Source organism: Marinobacter sp. (assembly GCF_041690455.1).
GTDB lineage: Bacteria > Pseudomonadota > Gammaproteobacteria > Pseudomonadales > Oleiphilaceae > Marinobacter.
The window spans coordinates 1-14,672 of record NZ_JAWLHI010000056.1 but is presented as its reverse complement, the minus strand read 5'-3'; the positions used below and the strand labels follow the sequence as shown (position 1 = coordinate 14,672).

General features: G+C 60.6%; 19 protein-coding genes. 9 read left to right on the top strand and 10 right to left on the bottom strand.

Annotated features, from left to right (window positions below):
* Window positions 1-52 precede the first annotated feature (52 nt).
* From ACESMW_RS13755 to ACESMW_RS13710, 10 genes are all read right to left on the bottom strand, one after another.
* Window positions 53-322, bottom strand: a complete 270-nt coding sequence (locus ACESMW_RS13755) for an HPr family phosphocarrier protein (RefSeq protein WP_372987589.1) — start codon at window positions 320-322, stop codon at window positions 53-55.
* Window positions 323-328: 6 nt separating this feature from the next.
* Window positions 329-1,213, bottom strand: a complete 885-nt coding sequence (gene rapZ, locus ACESMW_RS13750) for an RNase adapter RapZ (RefSeq protein ID WP_372987588.1) — start codon at window positions 1,211-1,213, stop codon at window positions 329-331.
* 28 nt (window positions 1,214-1,241) lie between these two features.
* A complete protein-coding gene (gene ptsN / locus ACESMW_RS13745) occupies window positions 1,242-1,712 on the bottom strand; it encodes a PTS IIA-like nitrogen regulatory protein PtsN (protein ID WP_372987587.1) in 471 nt (156 codons plus the stop codon).
* An 83-nt stretch (window positions 1,713-1,795) separates the two neighbouring features.
* Window positions 1,796-2,107: a ribosome hibernation promoting factor gene (gene hpf, locus ACESMW_RS13740; protein WP_372987586.1), complete on the bottom strand. Its 312-nt coding sequence runs from the start codon at window positions 2,105-2,107 to the stop codon at window positions 1,796-1,798.
* 15 nt (window positions 2,108-2,122) lie between these two features.
* Entirely contained in the window at window positions 2,123-3,640 is a 1,518-nt protein-coding gene (locus tag ACESMW_RS13735; RefSeq protein WP_372987585.1) for an RNA polymerase factor sigma-54, read from the bottom strand.
* Between the two features lie 373 nt (window positions 3,641-4,013).
* Window positions 4,014-4,739 (bottom strand): LPS export ABC transporter ATP-binding protein, encoded by a 726-nt coding sequence (lptB, locus tag ACESMW_RS13730; protein ID WP_092000945.1) that lies wholly within the window; start codon window positions 4,737-4,739, stop codon window positions 4,014-4,016.
* A complete protein-coding gene (gene lptA / locus ACESMW_RS13725; protein WP_372987584.1) occupies window positions 4,717-5,268 on the bottom strand; it encodes a lipopolysaccharide transport periplasmic protein LptA in 552 nt (183 codons plus the stop codon). The genes lptB and lptA overlap by 23 nt, the downstream gene beginning before the upstream one ends.
* The gene (gene lptC / locus ACESMW_RS13720) at window positions 5,252-5,857 is read right to left on the bottom strand and encodes an LPS export ABC transporter periplasmic protein LptC (RefSeq protein WP_372987582.1); all 606 of its coding nucleotides are present in this window, start codon (window positions 5,855-5,857) and stop codon (window positions 5,252-5,254) included. The genes lptA and lptC overlap by 17 nt, the downstream gene beginning before the upstream one ends.
* Window positions 5,854-6,423, bottom strand: a complete 570-nt coding sequence (kdsC, locus tag ACESMW_RS13715; RefSeq protein WP_372987580.1) for a 3-deoxy-manno-octulosonate-8-phosphatase KdsC — start codon at window positions 6,421-6,423, stop codon at window positions 5,854-5,856. Before kdsC ends, lptC begins: the two co-directional genes overlap by 4 nt.
* The gene (locus tag ACESMW_RS13710) at window positions 6,423-7,403 is read right to left on the bottom strand and encodes a KpsF/GutQ family sugar-phosphate isomerase (RefSeq protein WP_372987578.1); all 981 of its coding nucleotides are present in this window, start codon (window positions 7,401-7,403) and stop codon (window positions 6,423-6,425) included. The genes kdsC and ACESMW_RS13710 overlap by 1 nt, the downstream gene beginning before the upstream one ends.
* A 167-nt stretch (window positions 7,404-7,570) precedes the next feature.
* Between ACESMW_RS13710 and ACESMW_RS13705 the strand changes: the two genes are divergently transcribed.
* The 9 genes from ACESMW_RS13705 to hisD all read left to right on the top strand — a co-directional run bounded on the left by ACESMW_RS13705 (window position 7,571) and on the right by hisD (window position 14,374).
* Window positions 7,571-8,383, top strand: a complete 813-nt coding sequence (locus ACESMW_RS13705) for an ATP-binding cassette domain-containing protein (RefSeq protein WP_372987598.1) — start codon at window positions 7,571-7,573, stop codon at window positions 8,381-8,383.
* Complete coding sequence (mlaE, locus tag ACESMW_RS13700) at window positions 8,383-9,165, top strand: lipid asymmetry maintenance ABC transporter permease subunit MlaE (RefSeq protein WP_372987577.1); 783 nt, start codon at window positions 8,383-8,385, stop codon at window positions 9,163-9,165. The genes ACESMW_RS13705 and mlaE overlap by 1 nt, the downstream gene beginning before the upstream one ends.
* A gap of 22 nt (window positions 9,166-9,187) precedes the next feature.
* Window positions 9,188-9,637: an outer membrane lipid asymmetry maintenance protein MlaD gene (gene mlaD / locus ACESMW_RS13695; RefSeq protein ID WP_372987576.1), complete on the top strand. Its 450-nt coding sequence runs from the start codon at window positions 9,188-9,190 to the stop codon at window positions 9,635-9,637.
* A 41-nt stretch (window positions 9,638-9,678) separates the two neighbouring features.
* A complete protein-coding gene (locus tag ACESMW_RS13690) occupies window positions 9,679-10,332 on the top strand; it encodes a phospholipid-binding protein MlaC (protein WP_372987575.1) in 654 nt (217 codons plus the stop codon).
* Window positions 10,329-10,637, top strand: a complete 309-nt coding sequence (locus ACESMW_RS13685) for a lipid asymmetry maintenance protein MlaB (RefSeq protein WP_372987574.1) — start codon at window positions 10,329-10,331, stop codon at window positions 10,635-10,637. The genes ACESMW_RS13690 and ACESMW_RS13685 overlap by 4 nt, the downstream gene beginning before the upstream one ends.
* A 49-nt stretch (window positions 10,638-10,686) precedes the next feature.
* Window positions 10,687-10,929: a BolA/IbaG family iron-sulfur metabolism protein gene (locus ACESMW_RS13680; RefSeq protein WP_372987573.1), complete on the top strand. Its 243-nt coding sequence runs from the start codon at window positions 10,687-10,689 to the stop codon at window positions 10,927-10,929.
* A 28-nt stretch (window positions 10,930-10,957) separates the two neighbouring features.
* A complete protein-coding gene (gene murA / locus ACESMW_RS13675) occupies window positions 10,958-12,220 on the top strand; it encodes a UDP-N-acetylglucosamine 1-carboxyvinyltransferase (RefSeq protein ID WP_372987572.1) in 1,263 nt (420 codons plus the stop codon).
* Between the two features lie 29 nt (window positions 12,221-12,249).
* Complete coding sequence (hisG, locus tag ACESMW_RS13670; protein ID WP_092000909.1) at window positions 12,250-12,897, top strand: ATP phosphoribosyltransferase; 648 nt, start codon at window positions 12,250-12,252, stop codon at window positions 12,895-12,897.
* A 169-nt stretch (window positions 12,898-13,066) separates the two neighbouring features.
* Window positions 13,067-14,374, top strand: coding sequence for a histidinol dehydrogenase (gene hisD, locus ACESMW_RS13665; RefSeq protein WP_372987571.1), 1,308 nt, complete (start codon window positions 13,067-13,069; stop codon window positions 14,372-14,374).
* Window positions 14,375-14,672 lie beyond the last annotated feature (298 nt).

Below are 14,672 nucleotides of genomic sequence, written 5' to 3'. Positions count from 1 at the left end.
TCAAACTCGGGGTCAGAAGAAGGCTTTCTTCAGACCCCTGTGCATCGGCCCCTCACTCCCCCTCACCAAAATAATCATCAATCAACGCCACCAGCGCCTCGATGGCCTCTTTCTCATCAGGCCCCTCGGCAATCAGCTCCACTTCGGTACCCTGGCTGGCGGCGAGCATCATCACCTGCATGATGTTCTTGGCATCCACCTCGCGGCCGTTGCGGGCGATCCGCACCTGGCTGTCGAACTCGGAGGCGGTGGCCACCAGCTTGGCGGTGGCGCGGGCGTGCAGGCCGAGTTTGTTGATGATGGTGATGGGGCGGCGGATCATGGTGCTTCAGGTCTCTCCCCGGGCTTGCAGGTGGGGCAGCTCGGTGTGTCGCACCTGAACGTTGTTGTAGTGTTCGCGGAAATGCTTGCCCAGCTGCTCGCAGATATACACGGAACGGTGCTGGCCGCCGGTGCAGCCGATGGAAATGGTCATGTAGCTGCGGTTGCTTTCGGCAAAGCCGGGTAGCCAAGTGTCCAGGAAGGCGATCAGGTCATCGACCATCTTGCGGCTGGCCGGCTCCCGCTCCAGGAAATCGATAACCGGCTGGTCGGTGCCCACATACTTGCGCAGACTGGTATCCCAGTAGGGGTTGGGCAGGCAACGGACATCGAACACGTAATCGGAATCCAGCGGCACCCCGTGCTTGAAGCCGAAGGACTGGAACAGCAGGGCCAATTCCTGCTCCTTGCGGCCCACCACCCGCTGCTTGACCTGGTCCCGCAGCTCGTACATGGACATGCCGGTGGTGTTGATATAGAGGTCCGCTAGCTTGGACAGCGGTTCCAGCAGCTTCTTCTCGCTGGTAATGGCTTCGCGCAGGGAGGTCTTGTCGTCACTCAGCGGGTGCTTGCGGCGGGTGGCGTGGAAGCGCTGGAGCAGCGACTGCTCGTCGGCGTCGAGGAAAATGATTTCCACGGTGATGCCGGTTTCCTGGAGCTGGCTGTAGATATCCTCGAAGTTGGCGAGCTCCCCGGACAGGTTCCGGGCATCAATGCTCACCGCCATCTTGTTCAACCGCCCCGGGGTTGCCTGGGCAGCCGCTTCCCGGGTCAACGGAAACAGCAACCCGATGGGAAGGTTGTCGATGCAGTAGAAGCCCAGGTCTTCCAGTACATGCAGTGCGGTACTCTTGCCTGAGCCTGACCTGCCACTCACGATGATCAACTTCATGCCCAGCATACCTCCGGTACAGTCGGGTTCAGCCGTTAGCGGCTGTCATGCGCTCGTACAGCGTTTTGGCATCCTCGCATTCGCGCAGCCTGTTGCAGAAGGAGCGCTCATTGAATTTCTCGGCCAGCTGGCTCAGCAGCTCCAAATGCTCGCTGGTCGCCTCCTTGGGCACGATCAGAGCAAACACCAGGTCCACAGGCTGATTGTCGATGGCGTCGAACTCGACGCTTTCCTCCAGCGTCATCAGCACACCGATCACCCGGTCCAGGCCTTCCAGACGGCAGTGGGGGATGGCAATCCCCTGGCCGATTCCGGTACTTCCGAGCCGCTCGCGCGCGATCAGGTTGTTGAAGATCTCGGTGTCGCTCAGGGTTTCATCCTGCTGGTGGATCTTTTCAGCGATGAACTCCAGAACCCGCTTCTTGCTTGATGCCGGAACCCGGCAGAGGGTCAGCTCCGGTACAAGGATATTGTCTATGGTCAGGGATGTGTCGCTCATGGATCGACTGCATTTCCGTAAAAAAAAGGCTGCGACACCCGAAGTGCCGCAGCGCCATTGGATTACTGCATGGAGACGGACTGTTAACGTTGTCCGTTACCGTGCATCCGGTCTACGTTCTTTTCCTTGTGCTTGAGAACCTGACGATCCAGCTTGTCGATCAGGGCATCGATGGCTGCGTACATGTCCTCATCCTCGGCCTTTGCATGAATTTCACCGCCACCCGCTACATGCAGAGTCCCCTCCGCAATCTGGCGCACCTTTTCGACTTCCAGGGTCACCTGACAGTTGGAAATGTGGTCAAAGTGGCGCTCCAGCTTGTCGAACTTCTCGGTGACATAGTCCTTGAGGGAGGGAGTCAGTTCTACGTGATGGCCTGAAATATTGAGTTGCATAGGCGTCTCCTGTTGTTACACCAGTCGTTTGCGTTCATTGGAAGGCGGAATATGCATCGCCTCCCGGTACTTGGCCACGGTGCGTCTTGCCACCTTGATGCCCTGTTCTCCTAGCATGGCTGCAATTTTACTGTCACTCAATGGCTTTTTGGGAGTTTCCGCGGCAATCAGTTTTTTGATCATCGCGCGAATGGCCGTTGAGGAACATTCACCCCCTTCATCCGTGCTGACATGGCTGGAGAAAAAGTACTTCAGCTCAAAGATGCCCCGGGGCGTATGCATGTATTTCTGCGTGGTTACCCGGGAAATCGTGGATTCGTGCATCTCCACAGCCTGGGCAATATCGGACAGGATCAGCGGCTTCATGGCCTCCTCTCCCTGGTCCAGGAAGCCCTGCTGGTGCTCCACGATGCGGGTGGCCACCTTCAGCAGGGTTTCGTTCCGGCTCTGCAGGCTCTTGATGAACCACTTGGCTTCCTGCAACTGATCGCGCAGGTAGGTGTTGTCTGCACTGCTGTCCGCACGCCTTATAAGAGAAGCATAGCTCGCATTCACGCGGATGCGGGGCGCAATTTCCGGATTCAGTTCCACCCGCCAGCGGCCATTGTGTTTGCTGACGATGACATCGGGGATGACGTAATCGGGCTCGCCATGGTCGATGACATCGCCGGGCCGCGGGTTGAGACCGGTGATCAGCGCCAGCACATCCCGCAGCTGGTCTTCCTTCAGGCGGCTTCTGCGCAGCAGTTGGGCGTAGTCACGGTTACCCAGGAGATTAATGTAGTGGGTGATCACCAGTCGTGCCTGAGCCAGCCAGGGCGTATCCGTTGGCAGCTGGTTAAGCTGGATCAGCAGGCATTCCTGCAGGTCCCGGGCAAATACGCCGGCCGGGTCCAGGTGCTGCAGCCGGTGCAGTACCGCTTCCACCTCGTCCAGTTCCAGGGGGTCCTCGTCGGCATCGTCCTGCAGGCCGGCGTGGATTTCCTCCAGCGGGCTGGTCAGGTAGCCGCGATCGTCCACCGCATCGAGTAGGGCATGGGCGATGGCCTGGTCTCGCTCGCTCATGGGCGTGAGGTTGATCTGCCATTCCAGGTGATCGTGCAGGGTTTCCGTGGGCGAGTTACGGGTCTCGAAGTCCTGCTCATTGTCGTCGTCATTGCGGGCTGAGGACGCCGGGGCGGACTGATAGATGTCGTCCCAGGCGGTGTCGACTGGTAGGTCATCGGGGATGTTATCCGGAACCTCGTTCTCGCTGGTCCATTCCGGGCCGGCGTCGTCCCAGTCGTCGCCGGTGTCGGCGCTGGCGGTGGAACCCTGTTCGTGGTCGTTGTCATCCCGGTTTTCGGTGTTGTCCGCCTGCGCGTCGGCCTGGTCATCGTCCTCGGAAGTTTCCAGCATCGGATTGGAATCGAGGGCCTGCTGGATTTCCTGTTGCAGGTCGAGGGTGGAGAGCTGCAGAAGCCGGATCGCCTGTTGCAGCTGGGGCGTCATGGTCAGGCTCTGACCCAGCTTTAACTGTAATGAAGCTTTCATCACCATACGTTCAGGATCCGTTACTCGTCACGCTCTGTCACCTTGGTATCAGAGAAAAAATGCTTTGTATGCTAGCTAGTTGCCGTAGCAAGCAAGTTCTTTGCCGAGTTTACTGGAAACGGGGGCCAGATTGAACATGAAAGGTAACTCAGGGGTCTGATGAAGACTTTCATCTGACCCCAGCTTGGACCTTTTGCTCATGCCTGAATTTAACTCGGGGTCAGAAGAAGGATTTCTTCAGACCCCAGGGGTAGTACCTGACTCAGGGGTCTGATGAAAACTTTCATCTGACCCCAGCTTGGACCCTTGGCTCGCGGTTGAAGGTAACTCGGGGTCAGAAGAAAGCGTTCTTCAGACCCCTGGGTATGTCCCGTCACAGCCGGAACTCATCCCCCAGGTACACCTCCTTCACCTGCTGATTCGCCAGAATCTCCTCCGAACTCCCGGAGGCGATAATATGCCCCCCGGAGACGATGTAGGCGTTCTCGCAGATATCCAGGGTTTCCCGCACGTTGTGGTCGGTGATCAGCACACCAATGCCCTTGTCCCGCAGGTGGCGGATGATGTGCTTGATGTCGCTCACCGAGATCGGGTCGACGCCGGCGAAGGGTTCGTCCAGCAGGATGAAGGCGGGTTCCATGGCCAGGGCCCGGGCGATTTCCACCCGCCGGCGCTCGCCGCCGGACAGGGCCATGCCGACGCTGTCGCGGATGTGGGTGATGTGGAACTCTTCCAGCAGTTCCTCCAGCTTGGCATCACGCTCGGCGCGGCTCAGGCCCTTGCGGGTCTCCAGGATCGCCATGATGTTGTCCCGCACGGTCAGCTTGCGGAACACCGAGGCTTCCTGGGGCAGGTAGCCGATGCCCTTGCGGGCCCGTCCGTGCATGGGCAGCGGCGTGATGTCCTGATTGTCGATGGTGATGCGGCCGCGGTCAGCCGGCACCAGGCCCACAATCATGTAAAAGCAGGTGGTCTTGCCGGCGCCGTTGGGGCCGAGCAGGCCGACGATCTCGCCACTCTGGATTTCCAGGGAAACGTCGATCACCACCTTCTTCTGTTTGTAGCTCTTTGCCAGGTTACTGGCTCTCAGTACTGCCATCGGATCCCTGTCTGGTGCTGCGGGGCTGGATAACCATTTCAACCCGGCCAGTGCCGGATCCCGTGTCCTGTCCGCCCTCGGCGGTAACTACCCGGCCAACTGTGTCGTAATGGATCAGGTCGCCGCGGAACAGGTTGCCATTCTGCTCAATCACCGCTTCCCTTTCAAAGATCAGCTGGCGGTCAGGGGCAGACCAGGTGATGTTCAGGGCGCGGGCATCGGTCTCGCCCTGACCGTCACGGCTCGGCTGGGTATAGTGGGCCGGGGCGCCGGAAGCCTCGATACGGTTCAGGCCTTCGTCGTTACGGTACAGCACGACCCGCTCGGCGGTCAGTCGGGTCTTGCCCTGGGTCAGGATGACATCGCCGGTATAGGTGGCCACGCCCTTGCTGTCATCGAGCCGCGCGCTGTCGGCGCTGACGGTGATCGGCTGGTCGGAGTCCATGTCGAAGGCCAGGGCCGGGCTGCTGAGTACCAGCGCCAGCAGGGTGGCCAATACGCCGGACGGGTATTTAGTGAACGGTCTCATAACGTCCTTCCACGTCGGAGTTGAGCTCCAGAATTCGGTCGTTGATCCAGGCTTTCATGCCGATGGCACGGGTGACGCCGATGCGATCGGTGATTTCCACCGGGGCGTCGGTATAGATAATGTTCTGGTCGTTATCCAGGGTCAGCTTGGATGTCGTCAGGGTCGCTTCACGCTCGCCGACCTGACGGATGATACGCACGTTGTCCGTCAGGTACAGCAGATTCTCGTTCTGAAGCAGGCTGCCGTTGTCCGCCGAGATTGTCCAGGGTTCGGTACCGGGTTCGCCCTGGATGCGGGCGGTGGGCGACACCATGGTGGCCGTGTTGCCCTCCTCGAACTGTTCGATCCGGGGGCTGGAAAAACGTACCTCCAGGTTGCCGTTCTCGTCATAGGCGGTGTAGGTGCCGTCCACCACGAAGCCATCGGGTTCGGCCGGGCCGCGCAGGGCAGCGGCTTCGGGGTCCGGTGCTGGCGGCTCGTCGCTGCGCCACATCAGGAGCAGGGCCACGGCGACCAGGGCAATCACCGCGAGTGACCGCACCAGCGGGCGTTCGGTGAGGTGCCGGAGCGACTCCAGGGGGCTGCTCATCCAGCGGACTCCAGGTAGGGCGCAAGGGCAGCGTCCAGTTTGTTCCGGGCGGTCAGGATCAGATCGCAGGCTTCCCGTACGGCACCGCTGCCACCGGCTACGCTGGTGCAGTAATCCGCGTGTTGCCGCACCAGCCAGTAACCGTTGGGTACGGTGATGCCCAGGCCGGCAAAACGCAGCGCTGGCAGGTCCGGCAGGTCGTCTCCCATGTAGGCAATTTCCTCCGGGGCAATGTCCATGGTGCGAACCAGTTCCTGCAAGGCCACTTTCTTGTCCTCACGACCCTGCATCAGGTGTGGGATGCCCAAGTCGGTCATGCGCTTTTCCGTCAGCGGCGAGCGCCGGCCGGTGATCACGGCGACGGTGATGCCGGCGGCCATCAGCTGTTTCAGGCCCAGTCCGTCGAGAATGTTGAAACCCTTGAGTTCGTCACCGTTAGCGCTGAAATAGAGCTTGCCGTCGCTCATGATGCCGTCCACGTCCAGCGCGATCAGGCGGATGCGGGCGGCCTTTGTGAGCAGTTCTTCGGGCCATTGGGAGGCCAGCGGGCTGGTCAGTTCGGTCATCAGATCACTCCTGCCCGCAGCAGGTCGTGCATGTTGATGGCGCCGACCAGGGCGCCCGTCTCGTCGGTCACCGGCAGGGCGTTGATTTTCATCTCTTCCATGATATTCAGGGCCTCGGCTGCCAGATGGTCGGCGGCGATGGTCTTGCCGTGGCGGGTCATCACCTCTTCGATAGCGGTGTTGTGAATGTCCACAGACTTGTCCAGGGTGCGACGGAGGTCACCGTCAGTAAAGATACCGGTCAGTCCGCCTTTGGCGTCCACCACCGTGGTCATCCCCAGGCCCTTGCGGGACATTTCCAGCAGGGCGCCGCTGAGAGTGGTACCCTCGGTCACCATGGGAATCTGCTCGCCGGTGTGCATGATGTCGGAAACCTTGAGCAGCAGGCGCCGGCCCAGGCTGCCACCGGGGTGGGAGAAGGCGAAATCCTCGGCGCTGAACCCACGGGCTTCCAGCAGGGCAACCGCCAATGCATCCCCCATCACCAGGGTTGCCGTAGTACTGGAAGTGGGGGCCAGGCCCAGCGGGCAGGCTTCGGCATCCACCCGGACATCCAGGTTCGCCACCGCTTCCCGGGCCAGTACCGAGTCCGGGTTGCCAGTCATGCTGATCAGCGGCGCGCCCATGCGTTTGATCAGCGGCAGTATGGTGACCACCTCGCTGGTGTTGCCGCTGTTGGAGATGGCAATGACCACATCCTGGCTGGTGATCATGCCCAGGTCGCCGTGGCTGGCCTCGCCGGGGTGGACGAAGAAAGAAGGCGTGCCAGTGCTGGCCAGGGTGGCCGCAATCTTGTTGCCGATGTGGCCGGACTTGCCCATGCCGGTGACCACGACCCGCCCCTTGCAGGCCATGATGGTGTCGCAGGCGCGGATAAAGTGGTCGTCGATGCGGCCTTCGAGGGCCTCGATGGCATCGCGCTCGATGCGAATGGCGCGTAGGGCGGACGTCCGGAAATCGTGGCTGGTCTGTTCAGTCATCGGGCTCTGGCCTGGCTTGTATCGGGGGAATTCGGCAATAAGCGTTGAAAGTGGCGCAAGTATATCATTTTCAGTAATTCCGGTGATGACCATCAGGACATTTTACCGCCCAGACATTGAGGTTAATCGCCGCATCGCATAATGTAGCCCCTCCTCGAAAGGGACAGATTATGGGTTCGACTGCATACATATCTCTGAAGGACGTTGTCTTCTCCCGTTCCGGCCGGCGGATCTTTGATGGCATCACTCTGGATATCCCCAGGGGCAAGATCACTGCCATTATGGGCCCCAGTGGTACCGGGAAGACCACATTGCTGCGATTGATCGGAGGCCAGCTGCGCCCGGACAGCGGCGGCGTCCATGTTGATGGCCACGAAGTGCCGCGCCTCAAGCGCAAGGACCTGTACGCGCTGCGCGAAAAAATGGGCATGTTGTTCCAGAGCGGCGCCCTGTTCACCGATCTGAGTGTCTTCGAAAACGTGGCTTTTCCTCTGCGGGTACATACAAAGCTGCCCGAAGACATGATTCATGACATCGTGCTGATGAAGCTCGAGGCCGTTGGCCTCCGTGGCGCCCGCCACTTGATGCCATCCGAGCTGTCAGGCGGCATGACCCGGCGGGTCGCCCTGGCCCGGAGTATTGCCCTGGATCCTGAACTGATCATGTACGACGAGCCCTTCGCCGGCCAGGATCCCATTGCCATGGGCGTGCTGGTCAAGCTGATCCGGGATCTGAACAGTTCCATGGGGCTGACCAGCGTGCTGGTGTCCCATGATGTGCCAGAGTCTCTCAGCATCTGCCATTACGCCTGTATCATTGCCGACGGCAAGGTCATTGGCGAGGGCACGCCCGAAGAACTTAAGGCGCACCCGTCCGACCAGGTCCAGCAGTTCCTGCAGGGGCAGCCGGACGGACCGGTGCCTTTCCATTATCCGGCAGATGATGCCGGCAAGGACTTCGGCCTGGGAGGAGATGCCTGATGCTGGACCGTATCGCTTCCCTGGGCCGGCTGGGCCTGGATATCGTTGCCTCCCTCGGCCGCTCAGGCCGCTTCCTGGCCGGAGTGCTGAGCGGGGTCCCTCGTCCGGTGGCCGGCTTTCCGCTGCTGGTCAAGCAGATTTATGCGGTCGGGGTGCTGTCCCTGGCCATCGTGGTGGTTTCCGGCCTGTTTATCGGCATGGTGTTGGGGCTGCAAGGCTACACCATTCTATCGGATTACGGTTCCGAAGCGGCCATCGGCCAGATGATTGCACTGACCCTGGTGCGGGAGCTCGGCCCGGTGGTCACCGCGTTGCTGTTTGCCGGCCGGGCCGGATCGGCACTGACCGCGGAGATCGGCCTGATGAAGGCCACGGAGCAGCTGTCCAGCATGGAAATGATGGGGGTGGATCCCCTGCGCAGGGTGATTGCACCGCGCCTGTGGGCCGGATTTATCGCCATGCCGATACTGGCGCTTATCTTTTCGATGGTCGGTATATGGGGTGGCATGCTGGTCGGTGTGGAATGGCTGGGGGTGTTCGAAGGTTCGTTTTGGGGCAACATGCAATCCTCTGTGGACTTCGCGGATGACGTGATGAACGGTTTCATCAAGAGCGTCGTGTTCGGATTCGTCTGCGCCTGGATTGCGGTGTTCCAGGGCTACGACTGTGTGCCCACCTCTGCCGGCATCAGTTCCGCCACCACCAAGACCGTGGTGTACTCGTCCCTGGCCGTACTGGGGCTGGATTTTGTGCTAACCGCCGTAATGTTCGGCGATTTCTGAGATTGATCAACGGGAGCCGGTAATGGCACATAGAACCCTGGAAATCATTGTTGGCTTTTTCATGATTGCGGGCCTGGCGGCCCTGATGTTCCTGGCGCTCCAGGTGAGCGGGCTGTCGCCCAAGGCCGCCGAGAGCACCTACACCCTGTATGCCAATTTCAACGACACCGGCGGCCTGACGCCCCGGGGCAAGGTGTCCATGGCCGGGGTGACGGTCGGCAGCATCAAGTCCATTTCCCTCGACAAGGAAACCTTCCAGGCGAGGGTGGAAATGTCGATCCACTCCGAAGTGGACAATATTCCGGCGGACAGTTCCGCAGTAATACGTACATCCGGTCTGCTCGGTGAGCAGTACATTGATATATCCATTGGTGGAGACATGGAATCGCTGCAAGCCGGCGATACCTTCTACTCCACCCAGTCCGCCATGAACCTTGAGCGGCTGATCAGTAACTTTGCTTCCGGCAAATGAGCGCCGGAGCACTGACCGAACAGAGATAGCGGGAGATCCTGATGGTTGCTTTGACCCAACGACTTTTCCTGGCCCTGGCCCTGATGGTCGCGATGGTTGCCCAGGCGCAGGCGGGGCAGGCCGAAGAGTTGCGTGAATACGTGGACGTGAACACCCAGAAACTGGTGAAGAAGCTCAATGAAGAGCGTGGTTTGTATGAGGAGGATCCCGAGGCCTTCTACCAAAGCATGGATGAGACCCTGACCGATTTCGTGGATTTCCGCCGTATCGCCGCCCGCGTCATGGGGCGCTATGCCCGCCAGACCACGCCCGAGCAGCGTGACGAGTTTGTTGAGACGTTCAAACGCAGCCTGTTCGACAGCTACGCCAAGGCGCTGGTCGACGCCGAGGATTTCGAGATCAACGTTCAGGAAGCGACTATCCTGCCCAGGGATGAGAATCGTGCCACGGTGGACCTGCAGGTGATCAGCTCCACCGGAAACCGCTACCCGGTGGTCTATTCCATGTACCGGAACGGTGAGGGTCAGTGGCTGATGGAAAACGTGATCGTCGAGGGTGTGAATATCGGCCTCGCCTTCCGGGACCGGTTCAGCCAGGAAATGGAAGCGAATCGGGGCCAGATCCAGGCGGTAATCGACGGCTGGAGCGATGCCGCCAAGGCCATTGATCTGGACGGGGACGCCGACAACTCATGAGCCCTTCCGCACCGCGCGCCGAGCTCCGTGATGGCGAAATGATCGTGACCGGTGAGGTGGATGCCTCGTCGGTCATTGCGCTTCGCCAGCAGGGGGAACAGCTGATTTCCGGCGTCAACGATGGCCTCGTGGTTGATGTCTCCGGTCTGGAAACCGCCCACAGCGTGGTTCTCTCCATGATGCTGTGCTGGGAGCGGCTTGCCAGGAAGCAGGGCACAGATCTGAGCTTTCGTGGTATCAACGGGCGCCTCGCCTCGCTGGCATCACTGAGTAATCTGAGTGCCCAGCTGACCCGCGCCGACTAATTGGTTACAATCTCGCCCCTGATTTTCCCAAAACACCCGAGGATAGTTTATGGACGCCGCCGAAGTCACAAAACTGGTCGAAGAAGCCTTGCCCGGTTGCGAGGTTCAGGTCCAGGTTGATGGTACCCATTACATGGTCGTCGTGGTGGGTGAGGTATTCGAAGGCCTGCCGACCATCAAGCGGCAGCAAATGATCAACAAGGCGCTGTTCCAGCACATCATGGACGGCACCATCCACGCCCTGCATCCGCGTGCCTTCACTCCCGCAGAATGGGCCGAGCGCCAGGGCTGATACGCCCGCCAGACACAGGAATTCTATTTTGGACAAACTTCTGATTCGCGGGCGCAGACCCCTCGATGGCGAAATCCGTATTTCAGGTGCCAAGAACGCAGCACTGCCGATCCTCGCTGCCACCTTGCTGGCGGACGAGCCGGTCACGGTGGGCAACCTGCCGCACCTGCACGACATCACCACCATGATCGAGCTGCTGGGCCGCATGGGTGTTGAGGTGATCATCGACGAGAAGATGAGCGTGGAAATTCACGCCAACACCATCAAGCACTTTCACGCGCCCTATGAACTGGTGAAGACCATGCGCGCGTCGATCCTGGTGCTGGGCCCGCTGGTGGCGCATTTTGGCGAGGCCGAAGTGTCCCTGCCCGGTGGTTGTGCCATCGGCAGCCGGCCGGTGAACTTGCACATCCACGGTCTGGAGCTGATGGGTGCGGATATCAAGGTTGAGAACGGCTACATCAAGGCCAAGACCAACGGCCGCCTGAAGGGTGCCCACATTTTCCTGGACACCGTGACCGTAACCGGCACCGAGAATCTGATGATGGCCGCGGCCCTGGCCGACGGCAAGACCATCCTCGAGAACGCGGCCCGGGAGCCGGAAGTGGTCGACCTGGCCGAGTGCCTGATTGCCATGGGTGCCGACATCAAGGGCCACGGCACCGCCACCATCGAGATCAACGGCGTCGAGCGCCTGCACGGCTGTCACTACAACGTGCTGCCTGACCGCATCGAAACCGGCACCTTCCTGGTGGCCGCCGCCGCCACCGGTGGCCGGGTGAAGCTGAAGGACACCCGTGAGGACCTGCTGGAAGCGGTCCTGCTGAAGCTGGAAGAGGCGGGTGCTCATATTACGACCGGTCCGGACTGGATCGAGCTGGACATGAAGGGCAAACGGCCGAAAGCGGTCAGCCTGCGCACGGCACCGTACCCGGCGTTTCCCACCGACATGCAGGCCCAGTTCGCGGCCATGAATGCGGTGGCGGAAGGCACCGGCACCATCGTGGAGACGGTGTTCGAGAACCGATTCATGCACCTGCAGGAACTTGGCCGCATGGGCGCGGACATCACCCTGGAAGGCAACGCCGCCATCATCAAGGGCGTCGAGCATCTGACCGGAGCTCCGGTCATGGCCACTGACCTGCGGGCCTCGGCCAGCCTGGTCATCGCCGGCCTGGTGGCCGATGGCGACACCATCGTGGACCGCATCTACCACATCGATCGCGGCTACGAGTGTATTGAAGAGAAACTGCAGCTGCTGGGCGCGAGCATCCGCCGCCTGCCGGCCTAACAGACACAGACGGGAAACCGGAAGGACGCATGACAGATTCCATCACCATCGCCTTGTCGAAGGGACGAATCCTCGAAGAAACCCTGCCGCTGCTGGCGGAAGCCGGCATCGAGCTGGTGGACGACGTGAAGAAATCCCGCAAGCTGGTGTTTCCGACCACCGATCCGGATGTGCGCGTACTGATCATCCGCGCCACCGACGTGCCGACCTATGTCCAGTACGGCGGTGCGGACCTTGGTGTCACCGGCAAGGATGTGCTGATGGAGCATGGTGCGGAAGGCCTGTACGAGCCCCTGGACCTGAACATCTCCCGCTGCCGCCTGATGACTGCGGGCCCGAAAGGACAGACGCCGCCGAACGGCCGGATCAAGGTAGCCACCAAGTTCGTCAACCTGGCTCGAAGGTACTATTCCGCCCAGGGCCGCCAGGCCGATATCATCAAGCTGTACGGCGCGATGGAACTGGCGCCGATCCTCGGCCTGGCCGATGAAATCGTCGATATCGTCGATACCGGCAACACCCTGAAAGCCAACGGCCTCGAAGCCCGGGATCTGATTGAAAACATCAGCAGCCGCTTGGTAGTGAACCGGGCGTCCATGAAGATGAAACACGGCCGGATTAACCCCATAATCGAAAAGATGGCCGCAGCCGTAGAGAAGCGGCGGACAGAAAAGTAGGGGTCTGAAGAAAGCCTTCTTCTGACCCCGGTAGTTTTGTGCTGAAGCTGAATTGAAGTTGGGGTCAGATGCAAGAGTAGGGGTCTGAAGAACGCTTTCTTCTGACCCCGGTAAATTAACTCGCAGCTCCAAAACCAAAGCAATGTCCTCCTGAAGCAGGAACAATGAAATGACCGACGTAACCATCAAACGACTGAACGCCTCCCAAAGCGACTTCGACAGCGCACTGGCCAAACTGCTGGCCTGGGACGACAGCGTAGATCATCAGGTGAACGAGTCGGTGCGTCACATCCTGCACGAGGTCAAAACCCGCGGTGACCAGGCCGTCCTGGAATTCACCGAAAAGTTCGACCGCCTGGCAGTCGGGTCGGTAGCCGAGCTGGAAATGGGCAAGGACCGGCTCCAGAAAAGCCTCGACGCCATTCCCCTGGAGCAGCGTGAGGCTCTGGAAAAGGCCGCCGAGCGGATCCGCGATTACCACGAGCGCCAGGACCAGAAATCCTGGCAGTACCAGGACCAGGACGGCACGATCCTGGGCCAGAAGGTAACCCCACTGGACCGCGCCGGGCTCTACGTACCGGGCGGTAAGGCCGCCTATCCGTCCTCCGTGCTCATGAACGCCATTCCGGCCAAAGTGGCCGGCGTCAGTGAGGTCATCATGGTCGTACCAACCCCGGACGGTGTGGTGAACGACATGGTACTGGCCGCTGCTGCCATTGCCGGTGTCGACCGGGTATTCACCGTCGGCGGCGCCCAGGCAGTCGGTGCACTGGCCTACGGCACGGAAACCATCCCTTCCGTGGACAAGATCGTGGGCCCCGGCAACATCTTCGTGGCCACGGCCAAGCGTGAAGTGTTCGGCGTCGTCGGCATCGACATGATCGCCGGCCCCTCCGAGATCCTGGTGATCTCCGACGGCAAGACCGACCCGGACTGGATCGCCATGGACCTGTTCTCCCAGGCCGAGCACGACGAGCAGGCCCAGAGCATCCTGATCAGCCCAGATGCGGAGTTTCTGGATGCGGTGGAAGCCAGCATCAACAAACTGCTGCCGACCATGGAACGGGCCGACATCATCCGCACCTCCATGACCGACCGCGCGGCCCTGATCCAGGTAGCGGACCTGAAGGAAGCGGCTGAAGTATCCAATCGGATCGCCCCGGAGCACCTCGAGCTGTCCGTAGAAGATCCGCAAGCGATGCTGGACGACATCCGCCACGCAGGCGCCATCTTCATGGGCCGCTACACCGCCGAAGCCCTTGGCGACTACTGCGCCGGCCCGAACCACGTCCTGCCCACCAGCGGCACCGCGCGGTTCTCCTCGCCACTGGGCGTCTACGACTTCCAGAAGCGCTCGTCCATCATCGGCTTCAGTGCCGATGGCGCCGATCGCATGGGCCGCGTAGCCTCCGTCCTGGCCAGAGGCGAAGGCCTCACCGCCCACGCCCGCTCGGCGGAGTACCGGGTCAAAGATTAACTGGTGGGGCTAATTGAAGGAGGGGTCAGATGAAAGCTTTCATCTGACCCCATGTTCACGCCCGACCTCAGGGGTCTGATGAAAACCTTCATCTGACCCCAACTTAAAGCCAAACTCCGGGGTCAGAAGAAGGCCTTCTTCTGACCCCACGTTCAAGATGCCAGCACCAAAGTTGGCAGGAGTGCGGGGCGCAGGTGCTCGGGAATGTTGAAGGCCATGGATGGCCTGAAACAAGCGCACATGGGCGAAGCAAATGCCCATGAAGCGAAGCTTCATATGCCGCTGAGCGACAGCAATC

Coding starts and splice junctions, on each gene's coding strand:
- ACESMW_RS13755 (WP_372987589.1), bottom strand. CDS start 322: ATGATCCGCCGCCCCATCACCATCATCAACAAACTCGGCCTGCACGCC.
- rapZ (WP_372987588.1), bottom strand. CDS start 1,213: ATGAAGTTGATCATCGTGAGTGGCAGGTCAGGCTCAGGCAAGAGTACC.
- ptsN (WP_372987587.1), bottom strand. CDS start 1,712: ATGAGCGACACATCCCTGACCATAGACAATATCCTTGTACCGGAGCTG.
- hpf (WP_372987586.1), bottom strand. CDS start 2,107: ATGCAACTCAATATTTCAGGCCATCACGTAGAACTGACTCCCTCCCTC.
- ACESMW_RS13735 (WP_372987585.1), bottom strand. CDS start 3,640: ATGAAAGCTTCATTACAGTTAAAGCTGGGTCAGAGCCTGACCATGACG.
- lptB (WP_092000945.1), bottom strand. CDS start 4,739: ATGGCAGTACTGAGAGCCAGTAACCTGGCAAAGAGCTACAAACAGAAG.
- lptA (WP_372987584.1), bottom strand. CDS start 5,268: ATGAGACCGTTCACTAAATACCCGTCCGGCGTATTGGCCACCCTGCTG.
- lptC (WP_372987582.1), bottom strand. CDS start 5,857: ATGAGCAGCCCCCTGGAGTCGCTCCGGCACCTCACCGAACGCCCGCTG.
- kdsC (WP_372987580.1), bottom strand. CDS start 6,423: ATGACCGAACTGACCAGCCCGCTGGCCTCCCAATGGCCCGAAGAACTG.
- ACESMW_RS13710 (WP_372987578.1), bottom strand. CDS start 7,403: ATGACTGAACAGACCAGCCACGATTTCCGGACGTCCGCCCTACGCGCC.
- mlaE (WP_372987577.1), top strand. CDS start 8,383: ATGCTGGACCGTATCGCTTCCCTGGGCCGGCTGGGCCTGGATATCGTT.
- mlaD (WP_372987576.1), top strand. CDS start 9,188: ATGGCACATAGAACCCTGGAAATCATTGTTGGCTTTTTCATGATTGCG.
- ACESMW_RS13690 (WP_372987575.1), top strand. CDS start 9,679: ATGGTTGCTTTGACCCAACGACTTTTCCTGGCCCTGGCCCTGATGGTC.
- ACESMW_RS13685 (WP_372987574.1), top strand. CDS start 10,329: ATGAGCCCTTCCGCACCGCGCGCCGAGCTCCGTGATGGCGAAATGATC.
- ACESMW_RS13680 (WP_372987573.1), top strand. CDS start 10,687: ATGGACGCCGCCGAAGTCACAAAACTGGTCGAAGAAGCCTTGCCCGGT.
- hisG (WP_092000909.1), top strand. CDS start 12,250: ATGACAGATTCCATCACCATCGCCTTGTCGAAGGGACGAATCCTCGAA.
- hisD (WP_372987571.1), top strand. CDS start 13,067: ATGACCGACGTAACCATCAAACGACTGAACGCCTCCCAAAGCGACTTC.